Annotated in this window: 13 protein-coding genes and 1 pseudogene; 8 read left to right on the plus strand and 6 right to left on the minus strand. The window is 46.5% G+C overall.

Annotation, left to right across the window (positions count from 1 at the left end):
• The 5 genes and pseudogenes from casB to NFR90_RS07220 form a co-directional block, all read right to left on the minus strand.
• Nucleotides 1–573, minus strand: coding sequence for a type I-E CRISPR-associated protein Cse2/CasB (casB, locus tag NFR90_RS07200; protein WP_251451866.1), 573 nt, complete (start codon nucleotides 571–573; stop codon nucleotides 1–3).
• Nucleotides 574–2,079, minus strand: a complete 1,506-nt coding sequence (gene casA / locus NFR90_RS07205; protein ID WP_251451868.1) for a type I-E CRISPR-associated protein Cse1/CasA — start codon at nucleotides 2,077–2,079, stop codon at nucleotides 574–576. It lies immediately after the preceding gene.
• A 13-nt stretch (nucleotides 2,080–2,092) separates the two neighbouring features.
• Nucleotides 2,093–4,117 carry a CRISPR-associated helicase Cas3' gene (gene cas3 / locus NFR90_RS07210; protein ID WP_371873873.1) on the minus strand — a complete coding sequence of 675 codons (2,025 nt, stop codon included), beginning with the start codon at nucleotides 4,115–4,117 and terminating at the stop codon, nucleotides 2,093–2,095.
• A gap of 78 nt (nucleotides 4,118–4,195) precedes the next feature.
• Nucleotides 4,196–4,806: pseudogene (locus NFR90_RS11695) on the minus strand (CRISPR-associated endonuclease Cas3''); the annotation flags it as partial.
• Nucleotides 4,807–4,870: 64 nt separating this feature from the next.
• Nucleotides 4,871–5,869 (minus strand): site-specific integrase, encoded by a 999-nt coding sequence (locus NFR90_RS07220; RefSeq protein ID WP_251451877.1) that lies wholly within the window; start codon nucleotides 5,867–5,869, stop codon nucleotides 4,871–4,873.
• Between the two features lie 242 nt (nucleotides 5,870–6,111).
• On the opposite strand from NFR90_RS07220, the gene NFR90_RS07225 reads away from it, so the two are divergent.
• The 8 genes from NFR90_RS07225 to NFR90_RS07260 all read left to right on the plus strand — a co-directional run bounded on the left by NFR90_RS07225 (nucleotide 6,112) and on the right by NFR90_RS07260 (nucleotide 14,016).
• Nucleotides 6,112–7,068, plus strand: a complete 957-nt coding sequence (locus tag NFR90_RS07225) for a LysR family transcriptional regulator (RefSeq protein WP_251451880.1) — start codon at nucleotides 6,112–6,114, stop codon at nucleotides 7,066–7,068.
• A 112-nt stretch (nucleotides 7,069–7,180) separates the two neighbouring features.
• The gene (locus NFR90_RS07230; protein ID WP_160335743.1) at nucleotides 7,181–7,654 is read left to right on the plus strand and encodes a CYTH domain-containing protein; all 474 of its coding nucleotides are present in this window, start codon (nucleotides 7,181–7,183) and stop codon (nucleotides 7,652–7,654) included.
• Nucleotides 7,655–7,662: 8 nt separating this feature from the next.
• A complete protein-coding gene (locus tag NFR90_RS07235; RefSeq protein WP_251451884.1) occupies nucleotides 7,663–8,301 on the plus strand; it encodes a hypothetical protein in 639 nt (212 codons plus the stop codon).
• 53 nt (nucleotides 8,302–8,354) lie between these two features.
• On the plus strand, nucleotides 8,355–9,875 hold the full coding sequence (locus NFR90_RS07240) for an SLC13 family permease (protein ID WP_251451887.1): 1,521 nt from the start codon (nucleotides 8,355–8,357) through the stop codon (nucleotides 9,873–9,875).
• A gap of 87 nt (nucleotides 9,876–9,962) precedes the next feature.
• Nucleotides 9,963–11,384: a hypothetical protein gene (locus NFR90_RS07245; RefSeq protein ID WP_251451890.1), complete on the plus strand. Its 1,422-nt coding sequence runs from the start codon at nucleotides 9,963–9,965 to the stop codon at nucleotides 11,382–11,384.
• A gap of 324 nt (nucleotides 11,385–11,708) precedes the next feature.
• Nucleotides 11,709–13,118, plus strand: a complete 1,410-nt coding sequence (locus tag NFR90_RS07250) for an alanine/glycine:cation symporter family protein (RefSeq protein ID WP_160335747.1) — start codon at nucleotides 11,709–11,711, stop codon at nucleotides 13,116–13,118.
• Nucleotides 13,119–13,380: 262 nt separating this feature from the next.
• A complete protein-coding gene (locus NFR90_RS07255) occupies nucleotides 13,381–13,569 on the plus strand; it encodes a hypothetical protein (RefSeq protein ID WP_160335748.1) in 189 nt (62 codons plus the stop codon).
• A 153-nt stretch (nucleotides 13,570–13,722) separates the two neighbouring features.
• The gene (locus NFR90_RS07260) at nucleotides 13,723–14,016 is read left to right on the plus strand and encodes a hypothetical protein (RefSeq protein ID WP_160335749.1); all 294 of its coding nucleotides are present in this window, start codon (nucleotides 13,723–13,725) and stop codon (nucleotides 14,014–14,016) included.
• Between the two features lie 447 nt (nucleotides 14,017–14,463).
• Here NFR90_RS07260 and aroC read toward each other — a convergent pair whose 3' ends face one another.
• Complete coding sequence (gene aroC / locus NFR90_RS07265) at nucleotides 14,464–15,540, minus strand: chorismate synthase (RefSeq protein ID WP_160335750.1); 1,077 nt, start codon at nucleotides 15,538–15,540, stop codon at nucleotides 14,464–14,466.
• Between the last annotated feature and the right edge of the window lie 211 nt (nucleotides 15,541–15,751).

The raw sequence follows: 15,751 nt of genomic DNA on the forward strand, positions 1-15,751 counted from the left end.
TCATTTCTCCTCTGATGCATTTGTTTCATTCGGCGCAATAGCGTCATAATATTCGATGCTCCATCGAACAGGTAAAGTCGATTTCACTCCGGTAGCTGGAACCCGTCCTAATCGTTTGAAATTCTGTTCCTTAAACCACTGCAGGACGTCATTCGCCAAAGAATTAAGATTAATCGATCCATCTGCAAGCTTGATTGCCCGCCTAAGCTCTCTGTACAGAGCTTCCGGTGTTTCTATCGACATCAAACGGCGAAAACGTAATTCACTCATTATCGGGCGCTGACCTTGTTTTGCCCTTCCCATCTGCGAGGCAAAAGACTGGCTTTCATCGTTATTCTTTACATATGAAGCAAGCCCCGCTATCACGGCCAAAGACTGAAACACCGACTCGGAATTCCTCGCATCCATGTATTTAACAGTTTTCAGTAAATCTCTAAATCCTACCGACATATACACATCGACAAGAGAAGAGCTTCGTCTCAGACTAGCCCTAAGATCTCTCTGATCTTCCAATTTTTTATGCCAACGTCGCAAATCGTCATAAAACCGGCTGCCTTCCTTATATTCCTTCATTTATTTTCCCTTCTTTTTCGAATTTGCTTTTTTATAAAGCAAAGACACTAAAAATTTACGACCATCCATCGAACTCTTATATTCCGCAGGGTTCATTTGCAGAGTAAAAGTCTTCTGATCGAAATAATTTAAAGTAAATTGCTTAATTGATGCATTGAATCTATCGATCGCTTGCTTTTGTTCCGAACTATTCTCAAGCTCTTTGACCAAAGAAACAAATTGATTTTCCGTACCGCTCCAAAATTCTGAATCCAAGTAATTACACTGGCGATTAATCATTGAAAGAGATTTCTTCAGCGCTGAAAGGGCCAGCATCGCTTGCTCAATAACCAAACGAATTGGAACAACCAATTCTTGCTTCAATAGCATAGGCAAGCGATGTTCATACCAGCCTCGGACCTTCATGTTATCGAAGTCATAGCCAAATGCCCAAACTCCAACATGATTAACAACTGAACTTACTACCGATATGCGAATTACTGCAGCGGGTATTTCTGTTCGATCTTTTTCAGAATTTGTTACGCTAAGTCCCAGCCAATCCTTCCATACCAAACCACCGCGCTGCGGCTTGACTGAGTTGCTGACATCTTGAGTTTTAGTGTTGCGTCTATACGGCGTTAAGGGATGTATCCAACCGACATAGTTAGTCCCATAGTTTTGGACAATCATTTGATTGAGAAGCTCTGAGCTATCTTGTCCGCAAATATCGCAGCAGCCGCTCTCACAATGATTAAAATCAACTTTAATACGACGAGGCATACCCCAATAACTTTGAAGAGGATGACATTGCTCTGGAGTCGTCTCGGCTGATACAGATTTACTTATTCTAGTTTTCGCTAACCAGGGGAAAACTTTTTCGTCAAACTCCTCCGGAATTGAAAGACCTGATGAATCCTGAGGTATGACATTTGCCCATAACTTACGCCAAAGCGGAATTCTTGAACTCCCATTAACTTCATGAAGTTCCATCAAAGTCGTCAACGGTCCTCCTCCACGCAGCCCCGTTCTATGTCCCTGACCACCGGAAGGCGCATTCAGTTGCAGAGAAAAAAGCGAAAGCGCCGCACAATGAGGGCAAAAGTTTTTATAACTTCCGTCCTTAATAAAAAAATCTTTATTAAGCTTTACCGTGTTCTCCCTAGGAGTTTCCGGTAAAAGGGACGCAAGAGGTAGAATATTTCCTTCCAAATCATCAAAATCCTGCATAAAGGAAGGCGACTGTTCTCTAAAAATAAAATAAGGAGAAACTTTCTCAAATTCTTGAAGCTGGGTTTCGGTTATGCCTTCATCCCACACATCCAGCCATTCATCAGCGTCTTCCGGTGCAATGGTGCTCTGCATCAATCCTATTAAAAACTGCCAAGCTGCACCCTGCAAATCGGCTCGAGTACAGTCGATATTCTCGATTCGTTCGTCGCACAGTTCCAACGGGGAAATCTTTCCCCTGCTGCCATCCACATACACTACCGGCAGCCATTTATCTGTAATCAATGAAAATCCGATCACTGCAATCTCCTCGCTATTTGTTACTCTTCCCGATTAACCCTTCTTTAGGGCTGTAAAACACGCATGAATCACTAATGAGAAGAATTTGACTCGTCTGTTTTCTCTGTTTATATTTCTGACACCATTGCTCCAGCAATTCATCCGAAACAAAATCTTCATGATTGATATTGTTTTTAAGCCATCCTTCTCTGACTGTCAGCCGACTCGCCTCCCAATCCTGAGGGCTAACACCTCCAGCATAAGAAACAATTTCTCCGTCATCTATCCTGGCCAACCATAGATTTATAGATCTTTCCGAGTTGCGTGTGGAAACATGACCTGAAAAATAATTATCATCCGACGCAACTAAATCCGTTGGATCGTCCATTCCGACATTCTCTCCAGCTCTATAACCCGCTCCAAAACGAATTAAATTCTGAGCAGCAAATGCCCTATCCCCAAAATATTTGCCAAGCTCCTTTTCTTCAGATTCTCTAAGACCTTCCGGATATTGAACGTCACATCCATACACTGATTCAATTAATTCTCTCGCCTGTTCCGGAAGTTTGACCACGCTATTTTCTCTCAGAATTTTTTGTGACAGCCACAGCTTTCCATGATTAGGATAGACATATGACGCCCCCCTGAACGTAGAAGAGTACCAATCTTCACACGGATTTTCATTCCATCTCGGCGCGAATATATGCAGAATGGGAGAACTTCTTGTATCCGCTCCTGTTGATACGACTCTCCCTTCTCTATCTCTAATATGCCTATGGAGTCGACCTGAGCGCTGAATCAGTAAATCGATGGGAGCCAAGTCGGAAATCATTTCATCTGCATCAATATCCAATGACTGCTCAATGACCTGTGTCGAGATAATAATTTTTCCGCTCCTCTGTTCTGCACAACTCCTCTTCCCCAGTGACTCAAGGGCCTGGTTCTCTATCCGCTGACGATCAACGAAGGCAAAGCGACTATGAAACAGAAGAACGTCTTCGGCGTTGATTTCAGGATCGTGAATTAATTCTCGATACGCACTTAGAGCATCGTCAATAGTATTTCGTATCCATACAATACACTTTCCCGCCCGAACTGTTTCATGAATAAAACGAATACACTGAGACAACTCGTACAGCCAAGAAATTTCGAATCGTAGCGAACGCGCTGAAGCAATAGGAAGCGATTTTTCTGTATTCGAAGAAATGTATGTTAGCCAGGGATAGTGAGGAGTTAATTGGTTAGAGCCGTACTTCGTATCTTTTGGAAAAGCTGATTTAAATGCTTTTATATAGCCAGCCCTCTGCTGAATTGAAAGCGTGGCTGACAACAGAATAATGTGACTGCCAAGAAAAGCTAAAACCTTTATTAATTCCTCCAACACCTTTGCCATGTACGCGTCATACGCATGCAGCTCATCGACAATAACTACTTTATTTCTAAGTCCTAATAATCTGAGATTGTTATGCCTAAATTGCAAAACCGACATTAAAATCTGATCAACCGTTCCAACCCCTATATCCGCCAATAAACTCTTTTTTTTGCTGTCAGTAAACCACGCAGAACACCCTGCATGATTATCGATCTCTCCGTTGCACTCATCTGATTTAGCAAATTGATCTGTAAAAACTGAGGATGTAAACGTGTTCATAAGCTTATTTCGACTATGAGCCAAAATGAGACTCGGAACTTCACCCCTTTCATACAATTTAGGAACAACATCGATCAAACGAGAATACATAGCATTCGCTGTAGCCATAGTTGGCAATCCGTAAAAGATCCCCTGAGCCTCTCCTGCACTTATCAATCGATTTGCTAAGATAAGAGCTGCCTCTGTCTTTCCTGAGCCTGTCAAGTCTTCTAAAATAAATAGTTTTGGGCCTTCGACATCATTAATTTCAATTTTCTCTACAGCCTGCTGTAAAGGAGAAGGGCGACAAATAAACGGGAACAAGAAGTTAACACCTTGGTATTTTTCTGGCTGTGGAGCTGTTGGAATTTTCTGAACTGCTTGTTCCGCTTCCTGTAGAGCTATCTGCCAGTAGTCCTCAAGCGGCATCGGCTCACTACTCCAAGAAAAGTATCGACTATTTGACCCGATCCAATCGCAAAGTACAACCACCCCGGAAATGATCCAGGAAAAACGTTTAATTTTTTCTTTATTTTCTCTGCTGCCAAATGAAAGCGGTATGAGACAATGTGGAAAAATTTTCAAGCTTTGCTTCAGAAAATCAAGCGCTGCCTGTTTATTGTCCGAAGTAAAATTCGTTAAATAAGGATCAAAATTCGGAGGAACTCCGTGATGTCCTGTCGTTATGGCCATCCAAGGCTCAAGTACCCTTAAAGTCTTGCAAACATCCAAGTCCGAGGGAGGAAGAATTTGCTTTAGATCATCGGGTAGATTGACTAATTGTTTCCATAAACAAAATCCTAATGTGTCGTGCCGGTGAGACTGGAACACAATTTTCTCCCAGTCCTTAGGCTGATCCTCAAAATGAACCAACTGTTGAAAGGAAAATGCAAATTTTCCCAAATCATGACAACTCAAAAGCCAGCCAAAAAATCTGCCGCGCCCTCCCCTTGAAGACCAAGCTCTCTCAAGTTATCTGCTATGTTGAAAAGATTTCGCTGAACGATCGTGTGACCTACCGCTGCGACATCTAGGGAGTGATAAGCCAATAAATGAACTGAACCGGAATGCCCTTCTTTCTTATATTTAGCCCAGTACTTCAATGCAATTTTCTCCAATATTTTTATAATAATTTTACTGTGTTAGACCCATTTTGTGTCAAACGACAGGTTTAGTAACTCGTCACATACATGAACTAACCCCATAGACTGGGACTGCTAGCTCGTAACAGTAGTAAAACAAATAGGATTTAGATTTTAGCTTACATTCAACAAGGTCAACATCCTTATTCTCAAGTTCCTTAATAATGTGTAAATAAGTCTTCTGCGTCGTATTGATACTGGCGTGCCCAAGCCTTCTGGCAACACTCGCAATCGACACTCCGGCAAATAAAAGCAGTGAGGCATGTGTATGTCTCAAGCTGTGAATCGATATAACCGGAATACCGGAAACAACACAAAGCTTTTTAAGACGACCGTTTACAGTGGAGTTGAAAATGCGTTTATGAATAAAAATCGGCTTGTTCTCAGGCATATCCTTAACCATCGCCGCAAATTGGGTCGCTAACTGCCAGTCAATCTGAATTTTTCGGCTGAATGTCTTGTTTTTTGTGGGAACAAACCCTTTCCCGTGTTTGTAATCCCAGGTCTTCCCTACTGATACCGTTTGTCTGGAAAAGTCAAAATCAGAGGGCGTCAGCGCCAAAGCTTCTGAAAAACGCATTCCGGTTTTTGCGACTAGGAGGATAAACCAGTCCCAATTAAGAGACCCGGATAAATCAAGTGCGGAAAGAAGCTTATGCAGCTCAAACTGATTTAAAAATTTCGCCTTTTTTGAACGAGGCGCACGACCCTTGATAATGGCTTTACGCGTAGGATCACGGTCAATTAATCCATCGTCGACCGCATCCAAAATAGCGCCTTTAAGCTGATGATGAAAATCAATGGTCGTCTGTTTTTCATGACATTCCGCATACCGATTCAGGAGATCCTGATAGTTAAGTCGGGTCAAATCCCTAAGAACGAGATTCGGGATCAATCGCTTAACCCACAAAAGCGTCATTTGATACCTATTAAATGTAACTTCCCTGACGGCACCTTTTTTGTAGATACGTAACCACGATTCGTAGTACTCAGCAAAGGTTTGGGATTCTGTCGGAGGCTTTTTAATTTCATTTTTCATGATAAATCACTCAAAAGTGACACGCTGATGAAGTGAGCCGGTTAAAAACCTGGCGACTTCATTAGACACGAAATTAAGTGCGGCTCCAGTCCGAAGAAATAGCGGACTCAAATTCGGATATGGTTTCCACTCCTATCCTAGCCTCTTGGCTTCTGTCGATTGAAAATCGATACTGCTGATCAATTAAACTTATGACCGACCTCTTCCTTAATTGAGTTTCCCTACTGCAAAAGGTTGTCCATATGCACAATAAACAGGTCAGCATTTCCCGAATGAATCTTGAACACCTCAAGACGTTTCATGTGGTCGCAAGTTTAGGCAGTTTCACTGAGGCCGCCAAAGCCCTTTACATGACTCAGCCCGCGGTTTCTCAGCAGATTCAGGGCATTGAACACGCACTGCGCAACCCGCTTTTTGATCGAAGCAAACGCCAGATCAGACTGACGGCTAAAGGAAAAATCCTTTTTAGCTATACGCAGAAACTCTTCGGCATCTTCCGAGAAATCGAAAACGTTTTTAATGACCTGAACCACCTTCTTACCGGTGAACTGACAATCGCTGCAAGCGCAGTCATGGGCAACTATTTCCTCTCTTCGGTCATTAACGAGTTCTACAAAAAATACCCGCTGATTTCCATTCGCTTGGAAATGGGAGACTCCGCCTATGTCACGCACCTTGTCGAAGAAGGTGTCGCTGACGTTGCTTTAAGCCGTCATGTCAGCGGCCTTAAACACTGTCGGCAGAAGCTGCTTATGAAGGAGCCTTATGTCTGCGTCTGCAGCCCCTCGTCGCCGCTCGCAGCCCTGAAAAGACCGCTGTCCCCAAAAGAATTCGCAGAAAACTATCTCGTTATGCGGCAAAGAGGAAGCCGTATGCGCTCCAAACTTGAAGAGTGGTTTAAGAGCGTCGGCGTCTATGAGTTTCTCACGGCGCCTGCCATTGAAGTCAACAGTCTTGAAAGTTCAAAACGCCTGATTGCGTGCGGCTTCGGCGCCGCAGCCTTCCCGCTCGTTGCCGTCAGTCACGAACTCAAACGAGAGGCTTTGAGCCTTCTCAGCGTTGAAAACTTTTCCGTCACCGCCGATTATTTCCTCGGCTACAACGATAAACGTGAACTCTCGCCCGCCGCGTTTGAATTCATTTCTCTTCTCTCGGACCATATGAAGCCGAAAGAACAAAGTGAATCGATTCACTCATAAGAATTGCTTATAAGACGTATATGATTTGATAATTTTTTATTTTTCTGCCGCAAGCTCAGAATGTACTCATCGTTATTAACCAATGACTTATTCATTTAGCAAGGAGCATAAAGTGGCAAAAGAAATTGAGAGAAAATTCCTCGTCGTCGGCGACGAATGGCGTAAGGGCGCTGTCGGTACACATTATCGTCAGGGCTATCTGAACAGCGTTAAGGAACGCACTGTCCGCATCCGCACCATCAATGACAAAGCATTCCTCACAGTCAAAGGACTGACGGTCGGCTGCACTCGTCTCGAGTTCGAATATGCGATCCCGTATGACGACTGCGTCAAGATGCTCGACGAACTTGCTGAAAAACCCATCATTGAAAAGACCCGCTACAAGATTCCCGCCGGAAACGGTCTGACTTGGGAAATCGATGAATTCCACGGCGTTAACGAAGGTTTGGTTGTTGCTGAAATTGAAATCCCTTCAGAAGACACTGCGTTTGTCAAACCAGAATGGATCGGTGAAGAAGTTTCTTCTGATCCCCGTTATTTCAATTCCAACCTCGTTGCTCATCCTTTCACCACCTGGAACAAGTAGGCCTCAAAATGACAAATCCTTACGACAAAAACAAAGCCATCAGCGCTGACGAAGCCGCCAAAATCATCCCCCGCGCTGAATTCCGTGTCTTTGGTAAAGACATCATCTCCGGCGTTCAGGAACACATGTGGAAATGCAAAGCCACACTTTACGCTGCCCGCATAATGCCGACCGAAGTCTATTTCCTCTCCCGCCGCACCAACGAAGCCAACGTCAAAGTTCGTGACGAACTGCTCGACATCAAGACCAAAGTCGGTGAAACACCCGAAGGCTACGAAATCTTCCAGCCGAGAGGAAAGTTCCAGTTCCCGGTCAAGCAGGCAGAACTTGCGGAAATTCTCAAGCATCTGCAGGTACCGCTTGAACTGACCAAGGACGTTTACACGCTTGAAGAGTTCATCGCTATGGCTAAAGACAACCCCGAACTTGCGGTTGTGCGCGTAGAAAAGAAACGCTACGGATTCTCCGTTGAAGGCATCATCTGCGAATACGCCCAGGTTTGGTTCAACGGCGCTATGGTTGAAACTGCCTGCTGCGAAAGCGAAAACTATGAAGGCATGAAGAAAGCCACCGAAGCACTTGGCATCGCCGACCTGCCCAACACAAATTACTTAAAGGCGGCCAAACAAGTTCTCGGCATGAACTAAAGATTTACCAGATTTAACCGGAACGGCGGTCTTGAACGACCGCCGCAAAAACTATGACAACGAACACCGTCCAGACCAAATTCGATCCGTTGGATCTGAACAGTTATTCGCTAAACCGACTCCCCAAGAAAAAGCTCACAAAGACCGGAGCTTTCTTCAGAACATGGGGACTGCCGATCGCCGCGATTCTGTTCGTCCTTCTCGCGTACGTCTTCCAAATTCCTATCCTGAACGCGAAACAGCAGGTGATGTTCGCGCTTTTTGCGACTGCGCTTTTCCTCTGGATCAGCGAAGCGCTTCCGAACTACGTGACCTCAATGCTTTTAATCTGCGGACTCGTGCTGACCGGGATTTTAAAAGCAAAGCCGGCCATGGCCACTCTAGGCGATCCGGTCATTTGGCTGAACGTTTCCGCGTTCGTGCTTGCGAGCGCTCTGGTTAAGACGCAGCTCGTGAAACGCGTCGCGCTTTGGCTGATTCTGAGATTCGGCCGAAACGCCTCGGCAATCTTTTTGACATTCCTCGGCATTAACGTCCTGCTGGCGGCCTTTGTAAACGCGACAGCCGCAAAAGCCGCACTCATGATGCCTCTCTTTATGGTGATCTCTGCGGTTTACGGAGCGTCCGGCACCGATTCCACCAACAATTTCTCCCGTAATCTGGTGCTCTATAACCTCGTCATGATCAATGCGAGCTGCAACGCGTTTATGACCGGATCCGGCGCCAACCTTCTTGCAATCGCGCTGCTCGCGGGCGCAGGCTGCACCATTTATTACTTTGACTGGCTGATGGCCGGTCTGCCGCTTGTCATCGGATTCGGCATCATCGGCTACGCGCTTGGCGTGCGCTTCATCTTCCCGGTCTCAAAGGAAGACTCGCAGCCCAAACTTCAGGGCGGCATGGAGTCGCTCCAAAAAGCCTACGATGAGCTCGGTCCCTTCAAAGCCAATGAACTTAAAGCCATCGCGATCTTCGGACTGGTGCTCCTCGTTTGGGCAACCGATAAGATCCACGGCATCAATGCAACGGTTGTTGCCATGACCGGCGCCGTCATCATGCTCGCGCCGCAGTTTAAGCTGCTGAACTGGAACGACGTGGATATTCCGTGGCACCTGATGATCTTCTCGGCGGGCGCCTATGCGCTGGGTGCAGGTCTGACCGCGACCAAACTGATGGACACGCTCACCAAGGCGATGATGGACGGACTCGGTTTGGCTTCAATGAGCTACTTCAGCCTGTATGCGCTCCTGACCGGCATCTTTATCGCGAGTCATTTCATCTTCCAAAGCAAGAACATGAGAACCATTATTTTCATGCCGATCGTCATCGGTATTGCTCAGGAATTAAAGATCGACATCCTTTCGCTCGCAATCCCGGTCGCGCTCTGCATCAACGTCTGCTGGAGTCTTCCGTTTAACGCAAAGCCTAACGCGATGCTTTACGGCACCAACAAATACACGATGGGAGAATCCTTCTATTACGGCTTCGTAATGTCGATTCTCTACTGGCTGGGCCTATTGCTCGCAGGAGCTACCTACTTCAAATGGCTCGGCATCACGCCCGGATTCTTCTAACGAGGTAATCCCCGATCGCGCCGCAAAGCCGAAGAAAGCTTTGCGGCGCTTTTCTTCTCCTTCAGTCAACTCGCCAAGGAGCACGCCATGCTGACAGACGCGATCAAACTGCACGGCAGAAAACAAATCGAAATCAAACAAAAAATCCGTATCGCCGCTCAATCCAAGAAGCTCAAATACCGAGTCGACAATTTCTTTATCTTTCCGGGTGCGCTTCAGATCACAGAAAACAATTTCAAAAAGGAAGAATTCAAGCGCAATCTGAAGTGCTACCTGAGCCTCTCTGAAACCAGTCCCAGCTTGGAGACGCTCTTTGACGAACTTTCCGAACCGCTGCAGTCCTGCTCCGACATCAATCAGCTCAGCACCGCTTATAAAAGGTTCGGTCTGAGATTTAAATCCGCTCTGCAGGAAAGATGCCGGGCTTTAATGGGAACCTCGGAACCGACAGCTGACGAAGTTGATGACTGTCTGCGCACTGTCGGGCAGCTCCTTGAAGAATTTCGTAAAGTTAAATCCTCTCAGACGCATGACAAGGATGTAGGGCATCTGCTTGACTGCCTTGACGAATTTCTCACGGTGGAAACCGCTTTCTGCCTCAGAGATCTGAGCGCTGTCTTCGTCGGAGAAAACCGAACAAAGATACTCTCTCACTGGCGAGACATCGAAGACTATCGTCAAATGCATTTCCCTTATGAAATTCCTGAAGGAGAAAGCAAAGAATCCGCATTTCTTCTGCGCTGGTCTCATCTGAAGAAATTTGTGCACAGCTGTCTTTATCTTGACATCCGATATAAGGCAGGAGCGCCCCTGCTGACTCATTCCATCTACGGATCAGCGGCCGCTCTCTCCATGCTGTTTGCGACGATCGTCGCCTTCTTCTACCAGGATCTCTACGGCTCGCTGAGCCGCAACCTATTCTTTGCGCTTGTAATCGCCTACATCTTTAAAGATCGCTTCAAAGAAATTTTTAGAGACTGGCTCTCAAACGTTATTTTTAGAAGATGGATACCGGACAGACGGCTTTTTATTTTCATGAATAATCAGCGCGTCGGTTCGGCCAAAGAAAATTTCGGCTTTGTGCGTTCAGAGGAGCTGCCATTGCGCGCTGAGGATTTAATCCGAGACGCTTCACGCAGGTTTGAACTTTCTGCTTTCCGGCCTGACTCCGTATTTCGTTACAGTCGTGAAGTTTCATTGTCGGTCAGCGAACTGCCTCAGCAAACGTGCCTCATTGACATTGTCCGCTTCAATATCTCCGAATTCCTCCATAACCTCGGCGCCAAATCCGAAGAACTTCCGTTTTTCAGCGAAGACGGCAAGAGCCCGAAAGGCGAAAAGCTCTACAACATTTATCTCCTGCGCATATTCAGCTGTGCAGGCAGGATGGACTCCGAAGTGATCAGAATTACTGTAAACGCTAAATCCGTACGTCGAATCAGCATTGTTAAAGCTTATGAGGTTGGAAATTCCGTCATAGAAAACCGCGGCAAATTTATCTATACCTAACGCTATAACCGAGACTTACTTCTTTATCGACTTAAAGCTCACAGGATGTTTAGGGAACCTCAAAAGCTCAGGCATGCCCGGAACTTTTTCGATATCTGCTCCTCAAACCAACCTGCTCTATTACGAGAAGTTTTTTGTCGAAAAAATCCGGAGCCTCGTCACGGAAAATTGGACTATAAGAAAATCGAACAGGACACAATCCCTTAAAAATTAATCCCCCTGAAAACAAAAAGCTGAACAAAAATTGTTCGTATTTGCGGTATCACTAATTTGCGATTGCTACAATTAGTGGTTAATCCTGATACTTATCCTTTTTAATAGTCAATGAATTGGTTCGCTTCTGCTGTCGCGTCTATTAATGACGTTCTTTGGTCTTATGTTCTGATCATCATGCTGATTGGCATCGGACTTTGGTTTACTTTTACCTCGCGTTTTGTCCAAATCACTAATATTCGGGAGATGTTCCGCTGCGTGCTCGAAGGATCCAGAACGCCTCCGCCCAACGGACATATTTCTCCTTTCCAGGCTTTCTGCATTTCTACAGCGTCCCGAGTCGGTGTCGGCAATATTGCCGGTATCGCGATTGCCGTTGTCACGGGTGGTCCCGGCGCTATTTTCTGGATGTGGGTTATCGCGACAATCGGTGCGGCAAGCGGCTTTATCGAATCTACCCTTGCGCAGATCTATAAAATTCGCAAACCGGGCGGAGGCTTTCTCGGAGGCCCCGCTTATTACATCAAGAACGCGCTGGGTTCCCCTTTCTTCGCGGGTGTATTTGCGGTCCTGATTTCCGTCACATATGGTCTGATCTTTAACTCTGTGCAGGCTAACACAATGTCGCTTTCAATTGCGACAACTTTCCAGATTGACCCGCTCTACACCGGCATCGGCGTTGCCATTCTGACTTCACTTGTAATTTTCGGAGGCATGACACGCATCGCGAAGGTCGCAAGCTACATTGTGCCTTTTATGGCGGGGGCTTATCTTCTGCTCGCGCTTGTGATTACCTTAATGAACATCACGGAAGTACCTCGCGTGCTTCTCATGATTGTCACCAAAGCCTTCAATTTTGAGTCAGTGACCGGCGCCGCAATCGGTACTGCCATGATGACCGGCATTAAACGCGGTCTCTTCTCCAACGAAGCCGGTATGGGTGCTGTTCCGAATGCCGCTGCTGCTGCGGACGCGACTCACCCGGTCAAACAGGGTCTCATTCAGTCCATGGGCGTTTACTTCGACACCCTATTCGTCTGCACCGCTTCTGCGATGCTGGTTCTGCTCTCGCCGGAATGGGAAAGCGCAAAAATTACCGGTATTGAATTGGTTCAGAAATCCGTTGCCGGTCAGCTCGGCACCTGGACAAATTTCTTCATGACAATTGTCGTTCTTTTCTTTGCCTTCAGCTCCATTATCGGCAATTATTTCTACGGCGAAATGAATATGCCCTTTATCTCTAAGAGCAAAGCAGCGCTTCCGATCTTCAGAGCCTGCGTCGTAGTCATGGTATTTGTCGGCTCCATCGCATCCCTTTCCATTGTTTGGGATTTGGCCGACCTCTTCATGGCGCTTATGGCAATTGTCAACTTAATCGCGATTGTTCTCCTCGGGAAGTATGCAATTGCAGCGCTCAGAGATTACAACGCGCAGAAAGCCAATGGCATCACGGATCCGGAATTTGACCCTGCTGTTCTTTCGAACACAAAAGGCGTCAGCTGCTGGCCGAGAAAAAAGTAAGCAAACGGACCTTCAATGAAAAATTAAACTCATAAATTTGGAGAGAGCAAACAGGTATTGTGAACGATGCGACTGACACGCCTTAATCCGGTTCGATCTGTAGGCGTGTCCGCATATACAGCTTGTTAGCCATACCCCGGAGCTTTTTATTATTGAGCTGCCTCCTAATGCGGAGGATTATCCGAATCTCTAAAATGCGATAGAAACGCTAGAAATGGGAGCACGCTCCCATGAAACCTCGCACGTGAGTGCGAGGTAGTTCATGGAAAGCGAAAAAGGTCTGGAAGAATTATCCGAGGTTGATGCCCGATCCGTCGCAAGAGGCAGAGCGGAAGAAAGACTTGAAATCGTAACTAAACTGATTCGGCTTGGCCAAATGTCCCTAGAAAGGATCTCTGAAGTCAGCGGGCTACCTATCGAAGAACTTCTGAAAATCAAAGAGACCGAGTAGAGTCATTCCTAACAGCAATGTTCGCGACCCTTCTGAAAAACCGTTAACAAACGTGCTCAAGGCGCCGTAAACAGACCAGCCCAACTAACAGACGATACTCGCATTATCTTTGTCAACGGCCGGTTCCGAGGAGATGATCCGATCGGAAGATTAATGAATGATTTTTTCAGTAAGGGAGCTGACGAGATGAAAAACGAAGTTTTAGGTGAACGCCTGCGCCTCTTTAAGGATAGAGATAGTCTAGATGAATTATCCGAAGTTGACGCCCGCTCTGTCGCAAGAGGCAGAGCTATAGGAATAGAAGAAGGCAGAAGAGAAGTGAGATTGTCTTGTGCCAAAAAACTCATTGCTGCAAACCTTCTACCTTTGGAAACAATCTCAAAGGTCTGCTGTCTCTCTTTAGAAGAGTTAGAAAAGATTAAGAGCAACATCACCAATCTTACCTAATCCGCTTCTTTTGGAAGAGAGGCAAGTGTCTGACTAAAGTTTCTCCGGTCAAACTCTTGTTTCTTTGCGCCGCTCTCAACTACAACAAACTTCGTTGATACATCCTGCAGCCATACCGGCACGGGCAACTCAAAAATACAAAAAATATTCTCTTCTAACGCCTCTGATTCAGAAGGTATTCAGCCGAGAATCAATCTACAAAATCCCTTGGCCCTCTCCTCCTTTGCACTGACCTTCAACGGAGGCCTGTGTTATTACCTGAAGCCCTTATCTATATTTTGCGGAGAGGTTCCTTCAGCGCTTTGGGCATGAAGGAACCCCGGCTTACTTGGCATCTTTTGACTCGAAACAAACCAAACGGTTCCTTTCACAACCTCCTCTGAGGCAGAGATTGAATGTGATCACCGGCCTTTTGCCAAATAGCCTGAAGCTGATTCACCGAGCGAATCATCCTATTCTTCCGCATTGACCGCGCTGAGCAAGAACTTGATCCATCAGCACCAGTGCAAAAAGTGCTTCAATAATCGGAGCAGCACGAATACCGACACACGGATCATGACGTCCTTTTGTCGACACGCGCACGTTCTCTCCGTCGACGGTCATCGAATCAAGTTCCGTACGAACCGACGGAGTCGGCTTAATTGCGATTCTCGCGGTTATCGGCTGACCGTTTGAAATTCCGCCGAGAATGCCGCCAGCGTGGTTGGAACCAAAATCATTCTCCCAGCGGGTATTCATTTGATCCGCGTTTTCCGTGCCTCTGGCTCCGATCACGTCAAAACCGTCTCCGATGGATACTCCCTTGACCGCGTTCAGTCCCATAAAGGCGTACGCCAGACAGGCGTCCAGCCTGCGATAGATCGGATCACCAAGACCCGCGGGAGCACCAAGCGCTTCAGCGTAAACCTCACTGCCCGCTGAATCGCCTGACTTCCTTAAAGCGTCCATAAAAGCTTCAAGCTCAGGAACCTTCTGCGGATCCGCGGTAAAAAAGGGATTTTCGTCAACCGCCGACCAATCTTTAATAGCAAGCGGTATTCCTCCTAAATTAGTCAGGCACGCCCGAATTTGAATACCTAAGTTCTTTTCCAGCCACTTGCGGGCGACAGCGCCGGCGGCAACGGTCGGCGCAGTCAGTCTTGCCGAACTTCTTCCGCCGCCCCTCGGATCGCGGATGCCGAACTTACGGTAATACGTATAGTCGGCATGCGCCGGTCTGAACACATTCTCAATCGCAGAATAATCCTTGCTGCGCTGATCTTCATTGCGGATCAAAAGCGCGATCGGCGTCCCTGTTGTAACGCCTTTGTAGAGACCCGAGAGAATTTCCACCGTGTCGCTCTCTTTTCTCTGCGTCACGTGCCGCGATTGTCCGGGGCGTCTTCGATCCAGCTGCTTCTGAATATCCTCCGCGCTGAGTTCCATTCCCGGAGGACACCCGTCAATGACGCACCCGATCGCCGGTCCGTGCGACTCGCCGAAATTGGTGACGGCAAAGTATTCTCCAATGCGTGATCCTGCCATTTAACTTCCTTTCCTTATTTGAGCCCCTAGAGGCGGACGCTGTAAGAAATTGTATCTTAATCGACTAAAATCTCTGCCATATTCTATGAGAGAAGAAAAATGGTTTCCTTAGATGTCAATATTCGTTTCGCGCATTGTCATTTCCTGAAATCGGTTGACTACTTGATGTTGTTAAACCTAGTTAAAGTTTACTGTTTAAAGAGTAATCCCT

This window comes from Parasutterella muris (assembly GCF_943193095.1).
GTDB lineage: Bacteria > Pseudomonadota > Gammaproteobacteria > Burkholderiales > Burkholderiaceae_F > Parasutterella > Parasutterella muris.

Excerpts from the sequence above, each read along its gene's own strand:
- casB (WP_251451866.1), bottom strand. The coding sequence starts at position 573 with ATGAAGGAATATAAGGAAGGCAGCCGGTTTTATGACGATTTGCGACGT.
- cas3 (WP_371873873.1), bottom strand. The coding sequence starts at position 4,117 with ATGCCGCTTGAGGACTACTGGCAGATAGCTCTACAGGAAGCGGAACAA.
- NFR90_RS07220 (WP_251451877.1), bottom strand. The coding sequence starts at position 5,869 with ATGAAAAATGAAATTAAAAAGCCTCCGACAGAATCCCAAACCTTTGCT.
- NFR90_RS07225 (WP_251451880.1), top strand. The coding sequence starts at position 6,112 with ATGCACAATAAACAGGTCAGCATTTCCCGAATGAATCTTGAACACCTC.
- NFR90_RS07235 (WP_251451884.1), top strand. The coding sequence starts at position 7,663 with ATGACAAATCCTTACGACAAAAACAAAGCCATCAGCGCTGACGAAGCC.
- NFR90_RS07240 (WP_251451887.1), top strand. The coding sequence starts at position 8,355 with ATGACAACGAACACCGTCCAGACCAAATTCGATCCGTTGGATCTGAAC.
- NFR90_RS07245 (WP_251451890.1), top strand. The coding sequence starts at position 9,963 with ATGCTGACAGACGCGATCAAACTGCACGGCAGAAAACAAATCGAAATC.
- NFR90_RS07250 (WP_160335747.1), top strand. The coding sequence starts at position 11,709 with ATGAATTGGTTCGCTTCTGCTGTCGCGTCTATTAATGACGTTCTTTGG.
- NFR90_RS07255 (WP_160335748.1), top strand. The coding sequence starts at position 13,381 with ATGGAAAGCGAAAAAGGTCTGGAAGAATTATCCGAGGTTGATGCCCGA.
- NFR90_RS07260 (WP_160335749.1), top strand. The coding sequence starts at position 13,723 with ATGAATGATTTTTTCAGTAAGGGAGCTGACGAGATGAAAAACGAAGTT.
- aroC (WP_160335750.1), bottom strand. The coding sequence starts at position 15,540 with ATGGCAGGATCACGCATTGGAGAATACTTTGCCGTCACCAATTTCGGC.